The sequence below is a fragment of the Bacillus sp. MZGC1 genome (assembly GCF_002998605.1).
In the GTDB taxonomy this organism is placed as follows: Bacteria; Bacillota; Bacilli; order Bacillales; family Bacillaceae; genus Bacillus.
Window position 1 is genome coordinate 35,369 of sequence record NZ_PVRE01000009.1, and the last position, 20,118, is coordinate 55,486.

The window sequence follows — 20,118 nt, forward strand, 5'->3', positions numbered from 1 at the left end:
ACAAGCAACGAATATCAGGTGGGGGATGAAAAGATGGAAAAACTAGAAAGAAGAACTGATTTAACAGGAGCGGGGTTTGAAAGAATCAGTGCAGGGTTAAAAAAGATGAAAAACCTGTTTCTTCATCACACGCATTCTCTTTTTTTCTATAAAGGGTTTATTTATGTTGTACTTGGTTTTTTATTAGGACGAGCCTTTATTTTATCTGAAATCATGCCGTTTGCTCTGCCTTTCTTCGGCTCCATGCTGCTTATCAAAAGAGATAAGGCCATGCTTGCTTGTCTCGCTTTACTCGCTGGAGCCATGACGATATCACCTCAAAACGCATTGTTTGTGTTTGCGTCGTTGATCGTGTTTCTCCTTATGTCCAAGGTGGTTTCTTTCATCATCAAAGACCCAGTGAAAACATTGCCGGTTGTCATTGTGCTGTCAATGCTGATCACCCGAGGAGCATTTGTTTACCTAGAGCAAGGTGCTATGCAAAGCTACGATTACGTCATGGCGGGTGTTGAAGCAGGACTTGCCTTCATTTTGACACTGATTTTCCTTCAAAGCCTGCCGATTTTTACAGTCAGGAAAATCAAACACTCCTTAAAGGTTGAAGAAATTATTTGCTTTATGATTTTAATTGCCTCAGTTTTAACAGGTCTGGCTGGTATCACATTTCAAGGGATGCAGGCAGAGCATATTTTGTCACGTTATGTAGTGCTGAGCTTTGCCTTTATTGGAGGAGCCAGTATTGGTTGTACGGTGGGTGTCGTGACAGGATTAATTCTCGGTCTCGCTAACATCGGAAACCTTTATCAGATGAGTCTTCTTGCCTTTTCAGGCTTATTAGGGGGATTGCTGAAAGAGGGGAAGAAAGCAGGCGCAGCCATTGGCTTAATTGTGGGTTCCTTACTTATTTCCCTATACGGAGAAGGATCAGCAGGTCTTGTGACCACGCTGTATGAATCACTTATTGCAGTTGCGCTCTTCTTACTCACGCCACAATCAGTGACCTCTAAGGTAGCGAAATATATTCCTGGTACGGTAGAGCATGTACAAGAACAGCAGCAATACGCCCGGAAAGTACGGGATGTGACAGCAAAAAAGGTAGACCAATTTTCTAATGTATTTCATGCGCTGTCTGAGAGTTTTGCGACATTTTACGAATCCATTCCTGAAGAAAAGAAGCAGGAAGAGGATGTAGATCTTTTTTTAAGTACGATCACAGAACGATCCTGTCAAACGTGCTATAAGAAAAATAAATGCTGGGTGCAGAACTTTGATACAACCTATGAACTGATGAAACAAGTTATGCATGAATCTGATGAAAAAACCTACGAGCATAACCGGAAATTGAAGAAGAAATTTAGCCAGCACTGCTCAAAATCAAAACATGTCGAGGAATTGATTGAAGAGGAGATCGCTTACTATAAAGCCAACCAGACTCTGAAGAAAAAGGTCCAAGACAGCAGACGACTTGTAGCCGAACAGCTGATGGGGGTCTCACAAGTGATGGAGGATTTTTCCCGGGAAATAAAACGAGAAAGAGAACAGCATTTTATTCAAGAAGAGCAGATGATAGAAGCACTTCAGCACTTTGGGATTGAAATTCAGCAAGTAGAAATTTATAGCTTGGAGCAGGGGAATGTCGATATTGAAATGAGAATCCCATATTGCCAAGGACATGGTGAATGTGAAAAAATCATCGCTCCCATGCTCTCAGATATTTTAGAAGAACAGATTTTAGTCAAAGCAGAGCAGTGTGCAGAGCACCCAACAGGCTATTGCCACGTTGTATTTGGCTCTGCAAAATCATATCGAGTGGCTACAGGCGTAGCGCATGCAGCGAAAGGCGGAGGGTTAGTGTCTGGGGATAGCTACAGCATGATGGAGCTGGGTGCGGGCAAATATGCCGCAGCTATTAGTGATGGAATGGGCAATGGAGCAAGGGCTCATTTTGAAAGCAATGAAACGATTAAGCTGTTAGAAAAAATATTGGCGTCAGGTATCAATGAAAAAGTGGCAATCAAAACCATTAATAGTATTTTATCTTTACGAACGACGGATGAAATCTATTCTACATTAGATTTATCAATTATTGATTTACAGGATGCGAGCTGTAAGTTCCTCAAGATTGGTTCAACACCCAGCTTTATTAAACGGGGTGATCAGGTGATGAAGGTACAAGCGAGCAACTTACCAATTGGGATTATTGATGAATTTGAAGTGGAGGTAGTGAGTGAACAGATGAAGGCAGGAGATCTGCTGATTATGATGAGTGATGGCATTTTCGAAGGACCAAAGCATATTGAAAATCATGATCTGTGGGTGAAGCGCAAAATGAAAAGCTTTAAAACAGAAGATCCGCAAGAGATTGCTGATTTATTAATGGAAGAGGTCATTCGAACAAGAGCGGGTCAAATTGACGACGATATGACGGTTGTTGTCATCAGGCTTGATCACAACACACCAAAATGGGCATCCATTCCGACTGGTACATTCTATCTTGAGAAACAAGAGATTTCTTAAAATATCGTATAATATGAATTTCTTCTGGCGATGATGGGGATATAAAGCATTCAGTTACGATCCCAGGAGGAATGAAGATGCGAAAAGGTCACGTAAACCAAATCTTATTGATTACAGATGGCTGCTCAAATCACGGGGAAGATCCACTTGCGATTGCCTCATTGGCAAAGGAACAAGGGATTACAGTCAATGTCATTGGCATTATGGAGGAAAACAGACACGATCATGAAGCGATGAAAGAAGTCGAGGGGATTGCCCTCGCAGGCGGAGGCATTCATCAGGTTGTCTACGTCCAGCAGTTATCTCAAACGGTACAAATGGTCACAAAAAAAGCGATGACACAAACCTTACAAGGTGTTGTGAATCAAGAATTGCAGCAAATACTTGGCAAAGACACTGAAATTGAAGAGCTTCCGCCTGATAAGCGTGGGGAAGTGATGGAAGTAGTTGATGAGTTAGGAGAGACGGTTCATCTTCAAGTACTTGTGCTTGTTGATACAAGTGCAAGTATGAAACCGAAGCTGCCGACCGTTAAAGAAGCACTCATCGATCTCTCTATTAGTTTAAATTCAAGGATTGGTGAAAATCAGTTTGGGATGTGTATATTTCCCGGGAAAAACTCAGATGCTGAAATTGTGTTGAATTGGACGCCTCGATTCGATTCGTTATCATCTATTTTCCCGAAACTGACCACGGGAGGAATTACTCCAACTGGACCAGCGCTTCGAGAAGCACTCCAGCATTTCAAATCAGTTCGTTCGCGTAAAGGGCTGCTTGAAGCAAAGGAAGAGCATGATAATGAATTCGGCTTCTAACATTCCGTTAGGCACGGTGATTCAAGGGAAATGGCATCACCATCATTACCGCATTGTAAAAGAGCTGGGAAAAGGGGCGAACGGTATTGTCTATCTAGCCGAATCGCCAAATGGTCAAGTAGCCCTTAAAGTGAGTGATGACAGTATGCTCATTGCATCTGAAGTCAATGTATTAAAATCCTTTTCTAAGGCTCCTGTGAAAACCATGGGGCCTTCTTTTTATGATATGGATGATGCGATTTATCCCGGTATGCTTCAAAAGCGTTCCTTTTATGTGATGGAGTATGTCAGAGGCCCGTTACTGCTTGAATTTGTAAAACAAAAAGGTGATGAGTGGATCGTCGTTTTAATGGTTCAGCTTTTATCTAACCTGGGTCATTTACATCAGGAAGGCTGGATTTTTGGTGACTTGAAGCCAGATAATCTCATCGTGTCAGGTCCCCCAGCCGCGATCCGGTGCATTGATGTAGGGGGAACGACAAAAGCAGGCAGGGCAATCAAGGAGTATACAGAGTTTTTTGATCGAGGCTATTGGGGATTCGGCACAAGAAAGGCAGAGCCATCCTATGATCTGTTTGCCTTAAGTATGGTGATGGTGAATTGTGCGTATAAGAAAGAATTCAAAAAAGGAGCAGAACCGGAAAAGCAGCTTTACAGAGCGATTGAAGGACATCCTTTATTAAAGCGTTATGAAAGGGTGTTAAAGGCTGCTCTACAAGGTAAATATCAATCAGCGGCGGCTATGAAGAGTGCGATGCTGAAAGAAGGACAGCTGATCGCTTCAAGAAAAGCGAGTCAAAAGAAGCAGCAGCAAAAAAACGGGCAAAAGCCCGCTGTTCATCAAAATCAACAGGTGACTTCACGATCGAGAGTTGCAGCAGCAAAAAGAACACCAGTACGCAAAAAATCAGGCGGGCTTTTTGAAACTGTTCTGATCGTGTGCAGTGTACTTGCTCTTTACTGTGCATATGTAGTTTTGTTCCTGCTATAGACCTGTAAAAAAGCAGGCTTCATCTTTGCTTGGAGCTACTGAAAGTGATAGGATATGTATATCTTTAAATTACCTGCTCTTTGTGAGGAGGAAGTTGTGAATAGAATTGAATCATTTTTGAAAAAACATGATGTTTACCTTGAAAATACGACAGTCATTGTCGGGGTTTCTGGCGGACCAGATTCCATGCTCTTACTGCACGAACTAAACAAGCGTCGAAAAGGTTCCTATCAGCTGATTGCAGCCCATGTAGATCACATGTTCAGAGGAGAAGAATCCTTTGCTGATTTGGCATTTGTTGAGGCTTACTGCAAGGAGCAAGAGATTCCTTTTGAATCGGCCCGCATACAGGTCACCCAATATGCAAAAGAAAACCACTTAAACAAACAGGCAGCTGCAAGGGAGTGCAGATATGCTTTCTTTCGTCAATTGATGGAGCAATACAACGCTCAATTTATAGCGCTTGCACATCATGGAGACGACCAAGTAGAAACAATGATGATGAGGCTTGCGAGAGGGACTGTTGGAATAGGACTCGCCGGTATCCAAGCAAAACGTCCTTTTCAAGATGGATGGCTGATTCGGCCGCTCATTGGATATTCCAAGGACGACGTGCTGACCGCTTGTGAAAAAGAACATATTCCCTATGTCATTGATCAAAGCAATCACACTGATGACTACTTGAGAAACCGGATAAGAAGACACATTCTTCCCGTGTTAAAAGAAGAGGCACCTCATGTACATGAAAGCTTTCAGTTTGTAAGTGACATGCTGACTGAGGATGAGCAATACTTGCAGGCATTAACAAAGGAACAAATGAACCAAGTGATAACGAATCAATCGCCTAAGCAAATTAAGATCAAAACGAAGCCTTTGCTTGACCTGCCTTTGCCTTTACAAAGAAGAGGCATTCAACTAATATTAAACTATCTTTATGAAAACACTCAATCAGCGTTTTCAAACCAGCATATTCTAGGGACTTTGGACTGGTTATCTCATACCGAACAACCGTCTGGATCATTAGATTTGCCAAAAGGTTTACAAGCTGTCAAGTCTTATGATTACTGTATGTTTACCTTTGAACGATCGCTTGTACTAGACCAGTCTTATGCTCTTCACTTAAAGGGTGAGCTTGGAGAGGAGCTTTTCCTTCCGAATGGGCAGTCTATCGTGGTATCAAATCATGTTCCGAAGGATGCACGGAACGGAAACCATTTTTTCTTGCTTCAAAAAGATCATGTTCGTCTCCCTTTGATCATTCGCTCACGAAAAAATGGTGATCGAATCAAACTTAAAGGGATGAATGGATCAAAAAAGGTGAAGGATATATTTATTGATAAAAAAGTGCCTCTTGCAGAAAGAGACAGCTGGCCGATCGTCACTGACTCGGATCATCAAATCATCTGGATCCCAGGTCTGAAAAAATCCGTTTTTGAAGAAATTGATATGACAAACAGCGATCTCATTGTATTACAATATAGACAGCATGAAAATTTGTAGGGGGCAAGCAAAAGCATGAAACAAGATATTGAAAAGGTTTTGATCTCAGAAGAAGAGATCCAGCAAAAAGTGAAGGAACTGGGTGCAACATTAACCAGCGATTATGATGGTAAATTTCCCCTGGCTATTGGTGTTTTGAAAGGGGCTCTTCCATTCATGGCAGACCTGATCAAACACATTGATACATATTTAGAACTTGATTTTATGGATGTATCTAGCTACGGAAAATCTACCGTATCTTCAGGAGAAGTAAAGATCATTAAGGATCTTGATACTTCTGTTGAAGGAAGAGATATTTTAATTATGGAAGATATCATCGACAGTGGGTTAACTTTGAGCTATCTGGTAGAGCTTTTCCGATACCGTAAAGCAAATTCCATAAAAATTGTGACATTGCTTGATAAACCAAGCGGTCGTAAAGCAGACATCAAAGCAGATTATGTTGGATTTGAAGTGCCAGATGCATTTGTTGTCGGCTATGGATTGGATTTCGCTGAACGTTACCGAAACCTCCCGTATATTGGAGTGTTAAAACCATCTGTTTACGAAGGCTAATCAGCATACGTATACATGAGGTTATTGGTTGTATTGGAATGATTTTCTATGATACTATTGAACATAGTTGTGCTTACTGTGGGAGGAGGTAAGGAATGAATCGGGTTTTTCGTAATACGATTTTTTATATACTTATTTTATTACTTGTGATAGGGGTAGTCAGTTGGTTAGGATCCCCTAATCAAAAGCCTGAGAACATGTCTTACAGCAAATTTTCGCAAAATCTAAGTGCGGGAAAAGTGGAGAGTATCTCCATTCAGCCTGTAAGAGGGGTTTATGAAATTCGTGGTCAATTAGATGGCGCGAAGAAAGATCAATACTTCATTACCCATGTTCCAGATGGTCAAGGTGTTGACCAGATTTACAGTGCACTGAAGAATACAGATGTAAAAGTAGAACCAGCACCTGAAACAAATGGATGGTTGCAAGTTCTGACCACCATCATTCCGTTTATCATCATCTTTATCCTGTTCTTCTTCTTATTGAACCAAGCTCAGGGCGGTGGAAGCCGTGTTATGAACTTTGGTAAGAGTAAGGCGAAGCTTTACACAGAAGAGAAGAAACGTGTGAAATTTAAAGATGTTGCCGGTGCAGATGAAGAAAAGCAAGAGCTTGTAGAAGTGGTTGAATTCCTAAAGGACCCACGTAAATTTGCGGAGCTTGGCGCAAGAATACCTAAAGGGGTTTTACTAGTAGGACCTCCAGGTACAGGTAAAACATTGCTTGCGAGAGCATCTGCAGGAGAAGCAGGCGTTCCTTTCTTCAGCATCAGTGGTTCTGACTTCGTCGAGATGTTCGTCGGTGTCGGTGCATCACGTGTACGTGATTTATTCGAAAATGCGAAAAAGAATGCACCTTGCTTAATCTTTATTGATGAGATTGATGCAGTGGGTCGTCAGCGTGGAGCCGGTCTTGGCGGTGGTCATGACGAGCGTGAACAAACGCTTAACCAGCTTCTTGTTGAAATGGATGGTTTTAGTGCGAACGAAGGTATTATTATCATTGCTGCGACGAACCGTGCAGATATCCTAGATCCTGCATTGCTGCGTCCGGGACGTTTTGACCGTCAAATTACGGTTGACCGACCAGATGTCATTGGCCGTGAAGAAGTACTGAAGGTTCATGCGAAAAACAAACCGCTTGATGATACAGTGAACTTGAAAGCCATTGCAAGCAGAACACCTGGGTTCTCTGGAGCAGATCTTGAGAACTTACTAAACGAAGCAGCGCTTGTTGCTGCCCGTCATAACAAAAAGAAAATCGATATGCGTGATATCGACGAAGCGACTGACCGTGTCATCGCTGGACCGGCGAAGAAAAGCCGCGTCATTTCGAAGAAAGAACGTAATATCGTGGCTTACCATGAAGCAGGTCATACTGTGATTGGACTTATCCTAGACGAAGCGGACATGGTGCATAAAGTAACGATCGTTCCTCGTGGTCAGGCAGGCGGATATGCGGTCATGCTTCCAAGAGAAGACCGTTATTTCCAAACGAAGCCAGAGCTTCTTGATAAAATTGTCGGCTTGCTCGGCGGTCGTGTTGCAGAGGAAATTACGTTTGGTGAAGTAAGCACAGGCGCTCACAACGACTTCCAGCGTGCAACAGGCATTGCAAGAAAAATGGTTACTGAGTTCGGTATGTCTGATAAGCTTGGTCCACTTCAGTTCGGTCAAGCACAAGGTGGTCAAGTGTTCCTAGGCCGTGATTTTAACAACGAGCCGAATTATAGTGAAGCCATTGCTTACGAGATTGACCAAGAAATTCAGCGTTTCATCAAGGACAGCTACGAACGTGCGAAACAAATTCTCACTGAGAATAAAGATAAGCTAGAAATCATCGCACAGGCCCTTTTAGAAGTTGAAACATTAGATGCTGAGCAAATTAAATCTCTTTACGAAACTGGAAAGCTTCCAGAGCGTGTATACGCAGATGACGAAGAGAAAAACGATGATGTGAAAGTGAACATCAAGAAAAAAGAAGATGAGGAGATCTAATCTCCTTCTGTGAAAGCTGCCGGGATCACCGGCAGCTTTTTTTATTTCGATTCCTAAATGGATCGGTTTCGAATTGTTTACAAATGGAACTCAATTCGTGTATGGTATGATAGAAAGTCGAAAAATGCTCTTTTTGAGAAACTATTCAAAGTGGTGATGAAGTTGTTACTCGTGATAGATGTAGGAAACACAAATACCGTTTTAGGTGTTTATCATAACGGCGATCTAAACTACCATTGGCGAATTGAAACAAGCCGTCATAAAACAGAAGACGAATTTGGTATGGCCATCAGGTCTTTATTTGATTATGTGGGGCTGATGTTTGATCAAATAGAAGGAATTATCATCTCGTCTGTTGTCCCGCCAATGATGTTTGCACTAGAAAGAATGTGCGAGAAGTACTTTCACTTAACACCCCAAATTGTAGGGCCTGGAATGAAGACTGGATTAAACATTATGTGTGACAATCCAAAGGAAGTCGGGGCTGATCGAATTGTGAATGCAGTAGCGGCGATTCACCTATATGGGGCACCTCTCATTGTGGTAGACTTTGGCACAGCGACAACCTACTGCTATATCAATGAACAAAAACAATACATGGGTGGGGCAATTGCACCTGGTATTACCATCTCAACAGAGGCTTTATATACAAGAGCGGCGAAGCTGCCGAGAATTGAAATTGTCCGTCCAGATCACATTGTTGGAAAAAACACCATTAGTGCGATGCAATCCGGCATCCTTTATGGATATGTTGGGCAAGTCGAGGGAATAGTGAAACGGATGAAGCAGCAAGCGAAACAAACACCGAAAGTCATTGCAACAGGCGGTTTGTCAACATTGATTGGAAATGAATCAGACTGCATTGATATTGTCGATCCGTTCTTAACATTAAAAGGACTTCAACTTATTTATGAACGTAATCGTGTCGGTGTACTATAGGAGGTTTAAAATCGAATGGATCACTTAGTTAAAGCGTTAGCATATGACGGAAAAGTCCGAGCATATGCTGCAAACACAACAGATACAATCAACGAAGCACAAAGAAGGCACCATACATGGCCAACAGCATCAGCAGCGATTGGCAGAACAATGACAGCTACAGTCATGATGGGTGCTATGCTGAAAGGCGAAAATAAGCTAACGGTCAAAATTGAAGGCGGTGGACCAATCGGTGCCATCATTGCTGATGGAAACGCAAAAGGTCAGGTGCGCGGATATGTCTCAAACCCACAAGTCCACTTTGACTTAAATGAACATGGCAAGCTGGATGTCAGACGTGCAGTCGGGACATCTGGAACGTTGAGTGTTGTCAAAGATATCGGACTGAAAGATCACTTTACAGGACAAACGGAGATCGTCTCAGGTGAAATTGGAGATGACTTCACTTATTATCTTGTCTCTTCTGAGCAAGTGCCTTCCTCTGTAGGCGTAGGGGTTCTGGTCAATCCAGATAACTCGATCCTTGCAGCAGGCGGTTTCATCATTCAATTGCTGCCTGGAACAGAAGATGCTGTCATCGAAAGACTAGAAAAGCGGCTCTCAACCATTGAACCTATTTCTAAACTCATTGAAAAAGGGATGACACCAGAAGAAATTTTAGAAGAAGTACTAGGAGAAAAACCTCAAATTTTAGAAACTGTACCTGTCGAATTCTCTTGTAACTGCTCAAAAGAACGTTTTGCTAATGGCATTATCAGCCTAGGGAAAGCCGAAATTGACGACATGATTGAACAAGACGGACAAGCAGAAGCTCAATGCCATTTTTGTAACGAAACGTATGTATTTACAAAAGAAGAGCTAGAAGAGCTACGTGAAGAAATAACCCGCTAAGCTCTAAGCAGCGGGTTTTCTTTTTAGAATGGAAAGGAGACGAAAAATGAGACTAAAAGCAAGAGTGGTATGGACATTTATCCTCGTGTTGCTTATGATCAATGCCGTTGTCATTGCATATGTATTAACAAAGTCGCAAATGTCACAGGCTTCTTCAAATGGGAAGAGCGGTGAAGAAATTGCGTCGATTGGAAAAGAGAAGGTGACGCGTCAAGAATGGTTAAAGAAGATGGAAGACCGCTATGGCAAGGCAACACTTGAGCAAATGATTAATCAGAAGGTGGTCAATCAGCTTGCGAAAGAAAACAAGCTTGAGGTGTCTTCAAAAGAGATCAATCGTGAATTGCTCATGCTTAAAGCGGTATCTAATAATTTCTACGAAGATGGACATACGAGTGAAAAGGAATGGAAAGAACAGATTCGTTATCAAATTTTATTAGAGCAGCTTTTAACGAGAGATGCTGTCGTTTCTGAAAAAGAAGCGAAATCCTTTTATGAAAAAAACAAGGACTTATATCAATATGATGATTCATACCGTATTCGTCATATCGTCGTGAAGACAAAAGGCGAAGCTGAAAATGTATTGAAGGATCTGAAAGGCGGATCTAGCTTCGAAGCGGTGGCAGCTGAACGCTCCATTGACCGCTACACCTCTCCATATGGCGGAGATCTTGGGTTTGTGACAGAAGAACAAGAAAGTATACCAGCCCTATACATACAGGAAGCTCAAAAGCTTCAGCCAGACGAATGGACAAAAGAACCGATCGAGACCAAAAACGGGTATGCCATTATTCAACTAAAAGAAAAATTAGATGGCCGCTCCTTCTCTTATGAAGAAGTCAAAGATCAGATCAAAAGGCAGATTGCCATGGAAGACCTAGGTGAAAAGGCGAATGTCAAAACCCTGTGGAAAGAAGCAAAAGTCACATGGTTTTACGATGGCGAGCAGGACTAAAAGCATTGACAAAATTTTTTGAAATTGATAATTTAATATTAATGCAATAAAATTACTCGGAGATAGAGGTGTTAGTGATGGCTCGTATTGCAAATTCAGTTTTTGAACTAATAGGAAATACACCAGTCGTTAAAATAAACCGTTTAGTAGATGAAGACAGTGCGGATGTCTACTTGAAACTTGAATATATGAACCCGGGCAGCAGTGTAAAAGATCGTATTGCGTTAGCGATGATCGAAGATGCTGAAGCGAAAGGTACTTTAAAAGCCGGCGACACGCTCATTGAACCAACAAGCGGAAACACAGGGATCGGTCTTGCGATGGTAGCGGCAGCTAAAGGAATTAACGCAATTCTAGTGATGCCAGACACAATGAGTCAGGAGCGCCGCAACCTTTTACGCGCTTATGGTGCAGAGCTTGTATTAACACCAGGTGCAGAAGGAATGAAAGGTGCCATTAAAAAGGCAGAAGAATTGGCAGAAGAGCATGGTTACTTCATGCCTCAACAATTTAGCAACGAAGCCAATGCGGAGATTCACCGTCGTACTACAGGAAAAGAAATTCTTGAACAGTTTGACGGCGAGCTTGATGCATTTATTGCAGGTGTTGGTACGGGCGGCACGATTACGGGTGCTGGTGAAGTCCTAAAAGAAGCCATCCCATCGATTCAGCTTTATGCGGTAGAGCCGACAGATTCTCCTGTATTATCAGGCGGAAAGCCAGGCCCGCATAAAATCCAAGGGATAGGAGCAGGTTTTATCCCTTCAATCTTGAACACGGAAGTATATGACGGTATTATCCAAGTGAAAAACGAAGATGCATTTGAGCTTGCAAGAAAAGCAGCGAAAGAGGAAGGGATCCTTGGCGGTATTTCTTCAGGAGCAGCTATTTACGCAGCACTTCAAACAGCGAAGAAGCTTGGTAAAGGGAAAAAGGTTCTGGCAATCATCCCAAGTAATGGGGAGCGTTATCTCAGTACACCTCTTTATCAATTCGATTAAACCAATTACCCCAGCATTTGCTGGGGTTTTTTTATGAAATCTGTAGATGGAAAGCAAATACTATTTTCTAAATAAATTGGATTGCATTACAATAAGATTAATGAAAATGAAAAAGGATGATAACATGACACAACGCAGGCCGATGGGCATCAAAATTCCTTTTACGAAAGATGCTTTCCTAAAAAGATACGAACAATTAACTGCTGGCGAAACACACCATGTTCTTCTTGAAAGTGCTCGCGGCGGTTCATACAGCATTGCTGGCATTGACCCGGTTGCTAAAGCGAAGGGGAAAGACGGGATGACAACCATCCATTATCAAGATGAGGTGCTGTTCAAAGAAGGCGATCCATTCAGAGCGTTTACGGATTGGTTCCAAACCCTTCAAACCGAAATGAATGAGGAATATCCTGATTTTCAAGGCGGGGCGATTGGATTTTTAAGCTATGATTATGCAAGATATATCGAGCATTTTAAAATGCTGTCCATTGATGACCTGAAAACACCTGATCTTTATTTTCTCGTATTTAATGATGTTGCGGTCTTTGATCATGAAGAAAACGTGCTGTGGCTGATCACTCACACAGAAGGAACGGAACCTGTGAGTGACACTCATCAAAGACTCGAAGATTTGAAGCGAAAGTGGACAAGCTCTTCAGAAGAATCAGCGCAATCTCCTGTTCATGAATCTTCTGCAGAATTTGTACCAGCAGCACCGTTTACCGAAGAAACCTTTGGAGAAGCAGTAGAGAAAATTAAACAATATATCGCAAGCGGTGATGTGTTCCAAGTGAATTTATCCATCAGACAAGATGAACAGCTCCACACACATCCGTATGATTTATTCAAAACGTTACGTCAAGTCAATCCATCTCCGTATATGTCTTATCTGCACACGCCTGATTTCCAGATTGTTTGTGGATCTCCAGAGCTGCTTATTAAGAAAAAGGGGAATCAATTAGAAACAAGACCGATTGCGGGTACAAGATCAAGAGGCAAAGACGACGCTGAGGATCAAGCGCTGGCAAAAGAGCTCATTGAAAATGAAAAAGAACGCGCAGAGCATGTGATGCTCGTGGATCTTGAGCGGAATGACCTTGGACGCGTGTCTACTTATGGCTCAGTAAAAGTGAACGAATTTATGGCGATTGAGAAATATTCACACGTGATGCACATTGTATCCAACGTACAAGGGGAACTGCGTAATGATTGTGATGCAGTAGATGTCATGAGAGCTGTATTCCCAGGCGGAACAATTACAGGTGCTCCAAAGGTGAGAACAATGGAAATCATAGAAGAGCTTGAGCCGACAAGGCGTGGGCTTTATACTGGATCTATAGGCTGGTTTGGATTCAATCAAGATATGCACTTTAACATCGTCATTCGTACGGCGTACTGCACTGAAGGCAAAGCCTTTATGCAGTCGGGTGCTGGGATCGTCATCGATTCTGTACCAAAGCACGAATACAAAGAATCGATTAAAAAAGCCTATGCAGTGAAAAAAGCATTACAGTTGAGCAAAGAAGAGACTATTTTGAGTTAGAGGTGAGCAGAGCATGATATTAATGATTGATAATTATGATTCATTTACGTACAACTTGGTCCAGTATTTAGGTGAGCTTGGAGAAGAATTGATCGTGAAACGGAATGATCAAGTAACCATTCAAGAAATCGAAGAACTCAAGCCGGATTTTCTCATGATTTCCCCGGGGCCATGCAGTCCAGATGAAGCGGGAATTAGTATGGAGGCGATCAAGCACTTTGCGGGAAGTATTCCGATCTTCGGTGTGTGTCTAGGTCATCAATCCATCGCGCAAGTTTTTGGCGGGGATGTCATTCGTGCAGAACGCTTAATGCATGGTAAAACGTCAGAGATTGCTCATGACGGAAAAGGTGTCTTCACTGGACTCCAAAATCCGCTTGTCGCAACGAGATATCATTCATTAATTGTCAAAAACGAGACGCTGCCGGAGTGTTTTGACGCAACAGCCAGCACAAAGGAAGGCGAGCTCATGGCCATTCGCCATAAAGAGCTGCCGATTGAAAGTGTACAGTTTCATCCTGAATCGATTATGACGTCGTTCGGAAAAGAAATGCTTAAAAATTTCATTGAAACCTATCGTAAAAAGGGGCATGAAGTAAACGCATGATCATTTATCTGAACGGTCAGTATATAGAGGAGAAAGACGCGACTCTTTCTCCTTTTGATCATGGTTTTCTATATGGCATCGGTGTATTCGAAACATTTACCAGCCTGGCAGGACAAGTCTTTCTGTTAGATTGGCACCTTGAAAGGCTCAATCAATCATTGCGTGACCTTTGCATCGAATCCACAATAGAGAAACCATTTGTACTCGACATTATTCATACCTTACTAAATAAAAACGAAATAGCCGGTGGACACGCGAGAATTCGCTTCAATGTTTCTGCGGGCAGGGGCAATGGATTTTCTGCAGATCCTTATGAAGAGCCTGTCGTGTTTGTCATGATCTCTCCATTCCGGCCCGAATCTGTTTTAGATGAGAAACAGGGAGTCATTCTTCAAACGAGGAGAAATACCCCGGAAGGTCCGAGGCGCCTTAAGTCTCACCATTATATGAACAACCTGCTGGCTAAAAGAGAAGTGGGAAATGATCCGAAATTAGAAGGTATCTTTTTAACAAAAGAAAATGATGTGGCAGAAGGAATTACTTCCAATGTATTTTGGCGAAAAGGCGATGTGATTTATACACCGTCACTTGATACAGGCATTTTAAATGGAGTCACTCGTCGATATTGTATCGAAACACTCCAAGCGATGGAGGCTTCACTAAAAGTAGGGCGATATACAGTCTCCCATTTGCTATCAGCTGATGAGGCATGGATGACCAATTCTGTTCAAGGGATTGTGCCTTTCAGAAGTATAGGGGAAATCTCCTTTCCTCAAAACAGCCGGATCTTCTCAACAAAATTGAGAACACAATATACAAAAGAACGTCTAGATTATAAAGAGTAGGTGGACACAATGACACAACAAGTGATAAAACAGCCTAAAATCATACAAGCCAAGCACCACACCCTTAGTTATGAAGAAAAGACATTGGTCATGGGCATTTTAAATGTCACACCTGACTCTTTTTCAGATGGAGGAAAGTTTAATCAAGTGGATAAAGCGCTGGCTCATGCAGCCCAGCTGATAGAGGACGGGGCACATATCATTGATATAGGCGGAGAATCGACTCGCCCAGGAGCGGCATTTGTCTCAGAACAAGAGGAGCTTTCAAGAGTCATTCCCGTCATTGAAAAGATCACAAAACAATTGGATGTACCGATTTCCATTGATACGTATAAAGCCCATGTTGCAGATGAAGCGGTGAAAGCTGGAGCTTCCATCATTAATGATGTATGGGGAGCGAAGGCAGATCCTCAAATGGCGCATGTGGCAGCGAAGCACAATGTGCCGATTATTTTAATGCACAATCGGCCAGAGCGAAACTACACACATCTGATTTCAGATATGATCGCAGATTTGAAAGAAAGTGTTCAAATTGCAAAACAAGCGGGTGTCCGTGATGACATGATCATATTAGACCCAGGTGTAGGATTTGCGAAAAATAAAGAGGACAATCTCATGGTCATGAATGAGCTCGAACATTTTTGTCACCTTGGGTATCCACTGCTCTTAGCTACATCTCGAAAGCGATTCATCGGAGCTGTCTTAGACCTGCCGCCGGAAGAACGTACTGAAGGAACGGGAGCCACGGTCTGCCTTGGGATTCAAAAAGGCAGTGCGATGGTTCGTGTACATGATGTAAAAGAAATCGCAAGAATGGCAAAAATGATGGATGCCATGTTGAATAAGGGAGGCGCTTATCATCGATAAAGTATATGTAAATGGAATGGAATTTTACGGCTATCATGGCGTATTTGCAGAAGAAAATAAATTAGGACAGCGGTTCCGTGTGGATTTAACAGCTTCACTTGATTTAAGTAAAGCCGGACAAACTGATGACCTCAATGAGACCATTAATTATGCAGAGCTCTATCAAATCTGCAAAAGCATTGTAGAAGGTGAATCAGTCAACCTCGTTGAAACACTGACAGAAAGAATTGCGAACCAAGTGTTAAAGGACTTTCCGACAGTTCAGGAATGTACAGTAAAGGTAATCAAACCAGATCCGCCAATTCCAGGACACTATCAGTCCGTTGCAATTGAAATGACGAGATCACGCACATGAACAATACCGCATACATCGCTTTAGGTTCGAACATAGGTAAAAAGGAAACCTATTTAAAAGAAGCTGTCAAAAAACTGCACGAACATCCAGAGGTTCAAGTAGAATTGATCTCCTCTATATATGAAACAACACCTGTAGGTTACGAAAACCAAGATGACTTTTTAAATATGGCTGTGAAAATTTCCACTTCGCTTCGTCCAAATGAACTACTGGTGCTTACTCAGAAAATCGAGCAAGAGTTAGGCAGAACAAGAGAAGTGAGATGGGGACCGCGAACGGCTGACCTTGACATTTTACTTTATAATCGTGAAAATATTGAAACAGAACAGCTTGTAGTACCACATCCTAGAATGTACGAACGTTTATTCGTTCTTGTTCCGATGAGTGAGATTTGCCCAGGAATCGGCGAAGTACAAATAAATGCCGTAACAGACCAAGAAGGTGTAAGCATATGGAAAAAGACATGTGGGGTAGAAGAATTCGTGCATACCGAAAGCTAAAAGGGTATACTCAGGAAGGGTTCGCGAAAAGACTAGGCATCTCTGTCTCTGTCTTAGGAGAAATTGAGCGAGGCAATCGATTACCAACAAACCAATTGGTTGGTCAAATAGCAGATGCTTTAAATATAACGGTGGAAGAACTTTCGCCAATTCTTGAAGAAGGAAGGAGGGGAAATAATGTTTAAAATCGGAGATATCGACATTAATAACAAAGTGGTGCTCGCGCCTATGGCTGGTGTGTGCAACTCTGCCTTCAGACTGACAGTTAAAGAGTTTGGAGCGGGTTTAGTCTGCGCTGAAATGGTCAGTGACAAAGCGATCCTGATCAACAATGCAAGAACAATGGGTATGCTATACATTGATGAACGTGAAAAGCCTTTGAGCCTTCAGATATTTGGAGGTGAAAAAGACACACTCGTTGAAGCAGCAAAGTTTGTAGACCAGAACACAACAGCAGACATTATTGATATCAACATGGGCTGTCCTGTACCGAAGATTACGAAATGTGATGCAGGAGCGAAATGGCTGCTTGATCCAAACAAGATTTATGAAATGGTCTCTGCTGTTGTAGATGCTGTAGATAAACCTGTTACGGTGAAAATGAGAATGGGCTGGGACGAAGATCATATCTTCGCTATCGACAATGCCCGTGCTGTTGAACGAGCAGGTGGACAAGCGGTTGCGCTTCACGGACGTACACGTGTGCAGATGTACGAAGGAACAGCGAATTGGGATATTATAAAAGAGGTCAAACAATCTGTTTCCATCCCTGTCATCGGCAATGGAGATGTCAAAACCCCTCAAGATGCAAAACGTATGCTTGATGAAACAGGTGTAGATGCTGTCATGATCGGAAGAGCCGCACTAGGAAACCCGTGGATGATCTATCGAACGGTTCATTATTTAGAAACGGGTGAACTAAAAGAAGAGCCAAATGTACGTGAGAAGATGTCAGTGTGCAAACTTCACTTAGACAGACTCATTGACCTAAAAGGCGAACACGTGGCTGTCAGAGAAATGAGAAAGCACGCAGCATGGTACTTAAAAGGTGTCCGAGGCAATGCGGACGTAAGAAATCAAATCAATCAAAGTGAAACGAGAGCGGAGCTGGTACAAGTTCTTGATGACTTTACGATCGAAGCCGAGGCAAAAGAGCTTCAAAGTATAAAAGTAGGATAAGACTATCTTTCTTTTTGTAGCTCACTGCTAGTGCATGTACTGGCAGTTTTTCTGCTTTTCTCTGCAAAATACATTATTGGAGTGATATAAATGAGTAATGAAGGGCTTAATAACGAAGAATTAAATGACCAATTCCAGGTCAGACGTGACAAAATGAATAAAATGAGAGAAGAGGGTATCGATCCATTCGGCGAACGATATGACCGTTCTCATCAATCCGCACAAATTATCGCTGAATATGATGAGTTTTCTAAAGAAGACTTAGAAGAAAAGTCTGCCCAAGTGACAATCGCTGGACGTATGATGACAAAGCGAGGAAAAGGGAAAGCTGGCTTTGCGCATATACAAGACTTAGAAGGACAAATTCAAATATACGTTCGTAAAGATAGTGTAGGAGAAGAAGCTTACGAGTTATTCAAAAGCTCAGACCTAGGCGATATCATCGGTGTAACAGGAATGGTATTTAAAACGAACGTTGGAGAACTTTCAATTAAAGCGACTAGCTTTGAGGTTCTCACAAAAGCACTTCGCCCGCTTCCTGATAAATATCATGGACTCAAAGATGTTGAACAACGTTATCGTCAGCGCTACCTTGACCTGATTGTAAATCCAGAAAGTAAGCAGACGTTCATCATGCGAAGCAAGATTATTCAATCCATGAGAAGATACTTAGATTCTAAAGGGTACCTAGAAGTTGAAACACCAACAATGCACAGCATCCCTGGTGGTGCATCAGCACGTCCTTTCATTACTCATCACAATGCACTGGATATGCCGCTTTATATGCGTATTGCGATTGAACTGCACTTAAAACGCTTGATTGTCGGTGGCCTAGAGAAAGTATACGAGATTGGCCGTGTATTCCGTAACGAAGGTGTATCAACTCGTCATAACCCAGAATTCACTATGATCGAGCTGTACGAAGCTTACGCAGATTACAAAGACATCATGAACCTAACTGAAAACCTGATTGCTCATATTGCCGAAGAGGTACTAGGAACAACCACTATTCAATATGGAGAAGATGAAATTGATCTCAAGCCTGAATGGAAGAGACTCCATATGGTTGAAGCGGTCAAAGAAGCAACTGGTGTAGACTTCTGGCAGGAGATGTCTGTTGAAGAAGCGAAGCAGTATGCCGCTGATCACGGAATTGAAATCACGAAAAACATGACAGTAGGTCATATCATCAATGAGTTCTTCGAGCAAAAAGTAGAAGAAACATTGGTTCAGCCTACATTTATTTACGGACACCCAGTGGAGATTTCTCCATTAGCTAAGAAAAATCCTGAAGACCCTCGCTTCACTGATCGCTTTGAACTATTTATCGTACGCCGCGAGCATGCTAATGCATTCACAGAGCTAAACGATCCAATCGATCAAAGAGAACGATTCGAAGCTCAATTAAAAGAACGTGAAGAAGGGAATGACGAAGCGCATCTAATGGATGACGATTTTGTTGAAGCATTAGAATATGGTATGCCTCCAACAGGCGGACTAGGAATCGGTATCGACCGGTTAATCATGCTATTAACAAATTCTCCATCAATCAGAGATGTACTGCTTTTCCCACAAATGAGAAACCGTTAATACATCACTCAAAGCGCCATTTTAACTATGGTGCTTTTTATTTTTCATAAAATGAAATTTTTTTTTAAAAAACTATTGCAAGGAAAGAATCAAGATGGTATATTATTATTCGTTGCCGCAAAACAGCAACGAGGTTAAAAAAGAAATTGAAAAAAGTTCTTGACTTTAACCGATGCGAAATGTTAAGATATTAAAGTCGCTTACGAGCGATAACGAAAATGATCTTTGAAAACTAAACAAGACAAAACGTACCTGTTAATTCGAGTTTTTATAAAAAAATCCTATGAAACATCATAGGTAGTCAGTCAAACTGGCGAAAAACAAAACTTCGGTTTTGTACTTTTTCGGAGAGTTTGATCCTGGCTCAGGACGAACGCTGGCGGCGTGCCTAATACATGCAAGTCGAGCGGACAGAAGGGAGCTTGCTCCCGGATGTTAGCGGCGGACGGGTGAGTAACACGTGGGTAACCT

18 protein-coding genes, 1 rRNA gene and 1 pseudogene are annotated in these 20,118 nt (G+C 42.1%); all 20 read left to right on the plus strand.

Features of this window, described 5'->3' with window-relative positions; translation table 11 throughout:
- Window positions 1-33 precede the first annotated feature (33 nt).
- Window positions 34-2,517: a stage II sporulation protein E gene (gene spoIIE / locus C6Y06_RS19380; protein ID WP_066031449.1), complete on the plus strand. Its 2,484-nt coding sequence runs from the start codon at window positions 34-36 to the stop codon at window positions 2,515-2,517.
- A gap of 77 nt (window positions 2,518-2,594) precedes the next feature.
- A complete protein-coding gene (locus C6Y06_RS19385; protein WP_106037512.1) occupies window positions 2,595-3,332 on the plus strand; it encodes a vWA domain-containing protein in 738 nt (245 codons plus the stop codon).
- Complete coding sequence (locus tag C6Y06_RS19390; RefSeq protein ID WP_060595361.1) at window positions 3,316-4,323, plus strand: protein kinase domain-containing protein; 1,008 nt, start codon at window positions 3,316-3,318, stop codon at window positions 4,321-4,323. Before C6Y06_RS19385 ends, C6Y06_RS19390 begins: the two co-directional genes overlap by 17 nt.
- A 96-nt stretch (window positions 4,324-4,419) precedes the next feature.
- Window positions 4,420-5,842: pseudogene (tilS, locus tag C6Y06_RS19395) on the plus strand (tRNA lysidine(34) synthetase TilS).
- Window positions 5,839-6,378 (plus strand): hypoxanthine phosphoribosyltransferase, encoded by a 540-nt coding sequence (gene hpt / locus C6Y06_RS19400; RefSeq protein WP_003217950.1) that lies wholly within the window; start codon window positions 5,839-5,841, stop codon window positions 6,376-6,378. Before tilS ends, hpt begins: the two are co-directional and overlap by 4 nt.
- 95 nt (window positions 6,379-6,473) lie before the next feature.
- Window positions 6,474-8,375 carry an ATP-dependent zinc metalloprotease FtsH gene (ftsH, locus tag C6Y06_RS19405; protein WP_060595363.1) on the plus strand — a complete coding sequence of 634 codons (1,902 nt, stop codon included), beginning with the start codon at window positions 6,474-6,476 and terminating at the stop codon, window positions 8,373-8,375.
- Window positions 8,376-8,537: 162 nt separating this feature from the next.
- Window positions 8,538-9,314: a type III pantothenate kinase gene (locus tag C6Y06_RS19410; protein WP_060595364.1), complete on the plus strand. Its 777-nt coding sequence runs from the start codon at window positions 8,538-8,540 to the stop codon at window positions 9,312-9,314.
- Between the two features lie 15 nt (window positions 9,315-9,329).
- The gene (gene hslO / locus C6Y06_RS19415) at window positions 9,330-10,205 is read left to right on the plus strand and encodes an Hsp33 family molecular chaperone HslO (RefSeq protein WP_060595365.1); all 876 of its coding nucleotides are present in this window, start codon (window positions 9,330-9,332) and stop codon (window positions 10,203-10,205) included.
- 46 nt (window positions 10,206-10,251) lie between these two features.
- Complete coding sequence (locus tag C6Y06_RS19420; protein WP_034665753.1) at window positions 10,252-11,160, plus strand: peptidyl-prolyl cis-trans isomerase; 909 nt, start codon at window positions 10,252-10,254, stop codon at window positions 11,158-11,160.
- A gap of 77 nt (window positions 11,161-11,237) precedes the next feature.
- Window positions 11,238-12,161, plus strand: a complete 924-nt coding sequence (gene cysK / locus C6Y06_RS19425) for a cysteine synthase A (protein ID WP_106037513.1) — start codon at window positions 11,238-11,240, stop codon at window positions 12,159-12,161.
- Between the two features lie 124 nt (window positions 12,162-12,285).
- Window positions 12,286-13,704 carry an aminodeoxychorismate synthase, component I gene (gene pabB, locus C6Y06_RS19430; protein WP_106037514.1) on the plus strand — a complete coding sequence of 473 codons (1,419 nt, stop codon included), beginning with the start codon at window positions 12,286-12,288 and terminating at the stop codon, window positions 13,702-13,704.
- 13 nt (window positions 13,705-13,717) lie between these two features.
- On the plus strand, window positions 13,718-14,311 hold the full coding sequence (pabA, locus tag C6Y06_RS19435) for an aminodeoxychorismate/anthranilate synthase component II (RefSeq protein WP_060595368.1): 594 nt from the start codon (window positions 13,718-13,720) through the stop codon (window positions 14,309-14,311).
- Window positions 14,308-15,156, plus strand: a complete 849-nt coding sequence (gene pabC / locus C6Y06_RS19440; protein ID WP_066031445.1) for an aminodeoxychorismate lyase — start codon at window positions 14,308-14,310, stop codon at window positions 15,154-15,156. Before pabA ends, pabC begins: the two co-directional genes overlap by 4 nt.
- A gap of 9 nt (window positions 15,157-15,165) precedes the next feature.
- Entirely contained in the window at window positions 15,166-16,023 is an 858-nt protein-coding gene (gene folP, locus C6Y06_RS19445) for a dihydropteroate synthase (protein ID WP_060595370.1), read from the plus strand.
- Window positions 16,016-16,378, plus strand: a complete 363-nt coding sequence (folB, locus tag C6Y06_RS19450; protein WP_034665765.1) for a dihydroneopterin aldolase — start codon at window positions 16,016-16,018, stop codon at window positions 16,376-16,378. The genes folP and folB overlap by 8 nt, the downstream gene beginning before the upstream one ends.
- Entirely contained in the window at window positions 16,375-16,878 is a 504-nt protein-coding gene (folK, locus tag C6Y06_RS19455; protein ID WP_066031444.1) for a 2-amino-4-hydroxy-6-hydroxymethyldihydropteridine diphosphokinase, read from the plus strand. Before folB ends, folK begins: the two co-directional genes overlap by 4 nt.
- Entirely contained in the window at window positions 16,830-17,063 is a 234-nt protein-coding gene (locus C6Y06_RS19460; protein WP_106037515.1) for a helix-turn-helix domain-containing protein, read from the plus strand. Before folK ends, C6Y06_RS19460 begins: the two co-directional genes overlap by 49 nt.
- Window positions 17,056-18,057 carry a tRNA dihydrouridine synthase DusB gene (gene dusB / locus C6Y06_RS19465; RefSeq protein ID WP_066031443.1) on the plus strand — a complete coding sequence of 334 codons (1,002 nt, stop codon included), beginning with the start codon at window positions 17,056-17,058 and terminating at the stop codon, window positions 18,055-18,057. The genes C6Y06_RS19460 and dusB overlap by 8 nt, the downstream gene beginning before the upstream one ends.
- A gap of 90 nt (window positions 18,058-18,147) precedes the next feature.
- Window positions 18,148-19,647 carry a lysine--tRNA ligase gene (lysS, locus tag C6Y06_RS19470; protein ID WP_106031948.1) on the plus strand — a complete coding sequence of 500 codons (1,500 nt, stop codon included), beginning with the start codon at window positions 18,148-18,150 and terminating at the stop codon, window positions 19,645-19,647.
- Window positions 19,648-19,988: 341 nt separating this feature from the next.
- Window positions 19,989-20,118: ribosomal RNA gene (locus C6Y06_RS19475) — 16S ribosomal RNA — on the plus strand; the annotation flags it as partial.

Coding starts and splice junctions, on each gene's coding strand:
- pabC (WP_066031445.1), top strand. CDS start 14,308: ATGATCATTTATCTGAACGGTCAGTATATAGAGGAGAAAGACGCGACT.
- spoIIE (WP_066031449.1), top strand. CDS start 34: ATGGAAAAACTAGAAAGAAGAACTGATTTAACAGGAGCGGGGTTTGAA.
- C6Y06_RS19390 (WP_060595361.1), top strand. CDS start 3,316: ATGAATTCGGCTTCTAACATTCCGTTAGGCACGGTGATTCAAGGGAAA.
- C6Y06_RS19420 (WP_034665753.1), top strand. CDS start 10,252: ATGAGACTAAAAGCAAGAGTGGTATGGACATTTATCCTCGTGTTGCTT.
- C6Y06_RS19385 (WP_106037512.1), top strand. CDS start 2,595: ATGCGAAAAGGTCACGTAAACCAAATCTTATTGATTACAGATGGCTGC.
- C6Y06_RS19460 (WP_106037515.1), top strand. CDS start 16,830: ATGGAAAAAGACATGTGGGGTAGAAGAATTCGTGCATACCGAAAGCTA.
- lysS (WP_106031948.1), top strand. CDS start 18,148: ATGAGTAATGAAGGGCTTAATAACGAAGAATTAAATGACCAATTCCAG.
- dusB (WP_066031443.1), top strand. CDS start 17,056: ATGTTTAAAATCGGAGATATCGACATTAATAACAAAGTGGTGCTCGCG.
- folP (WP_060595370.1), top strand. CDS start 15,166: ATGACACAACAAGTGATAAAACAGCCTAAAATCATACAAGCCAAGCAC.
- pabA (WP_060595368.1), top strand. CDS start 13,718: ATGATATTAATGATTGATAATTATGATTCATTTACGTACAACTTGGTC.
- hslO (WP_060595365.1), top strand. CDS start 9,330: ATGGATCACTTAGTTAAAGCGTTAGCATATGACGGAAAAGTCCGAGCA.
- cysK (WP_106037513.1), top strand. CDS start 11,238: ATGGCTCGTATTGCAAATTCAGTTTTTGAACTAATAGGAAATACACCA.
- hpt (WP_003217950.1), top strand. CDS start 5,839: ATGAAACAAGATATTGAAAAGGTTTTGATCTCAGAAGAAGAGATCCAG.
- ftsH (WP_060595363.1), top strand. CDS start 6,474: ATGAATCGGGTTTTTCGTAATACGATTTTTTATATACTTATTTTATTA.
- pabB (WP_106037514.1), top strand. CDS start 12,286: ATGACACAACGCAGGCCGATGGGCATCAAAATTCCTTTTACGAAAGAT.
- folK (WP_066031444.1), top strand. CDS start 16,375: ATGAACAATACCGCATACATCGCTTTAGGTTCGAACATAGGTAAAAAG.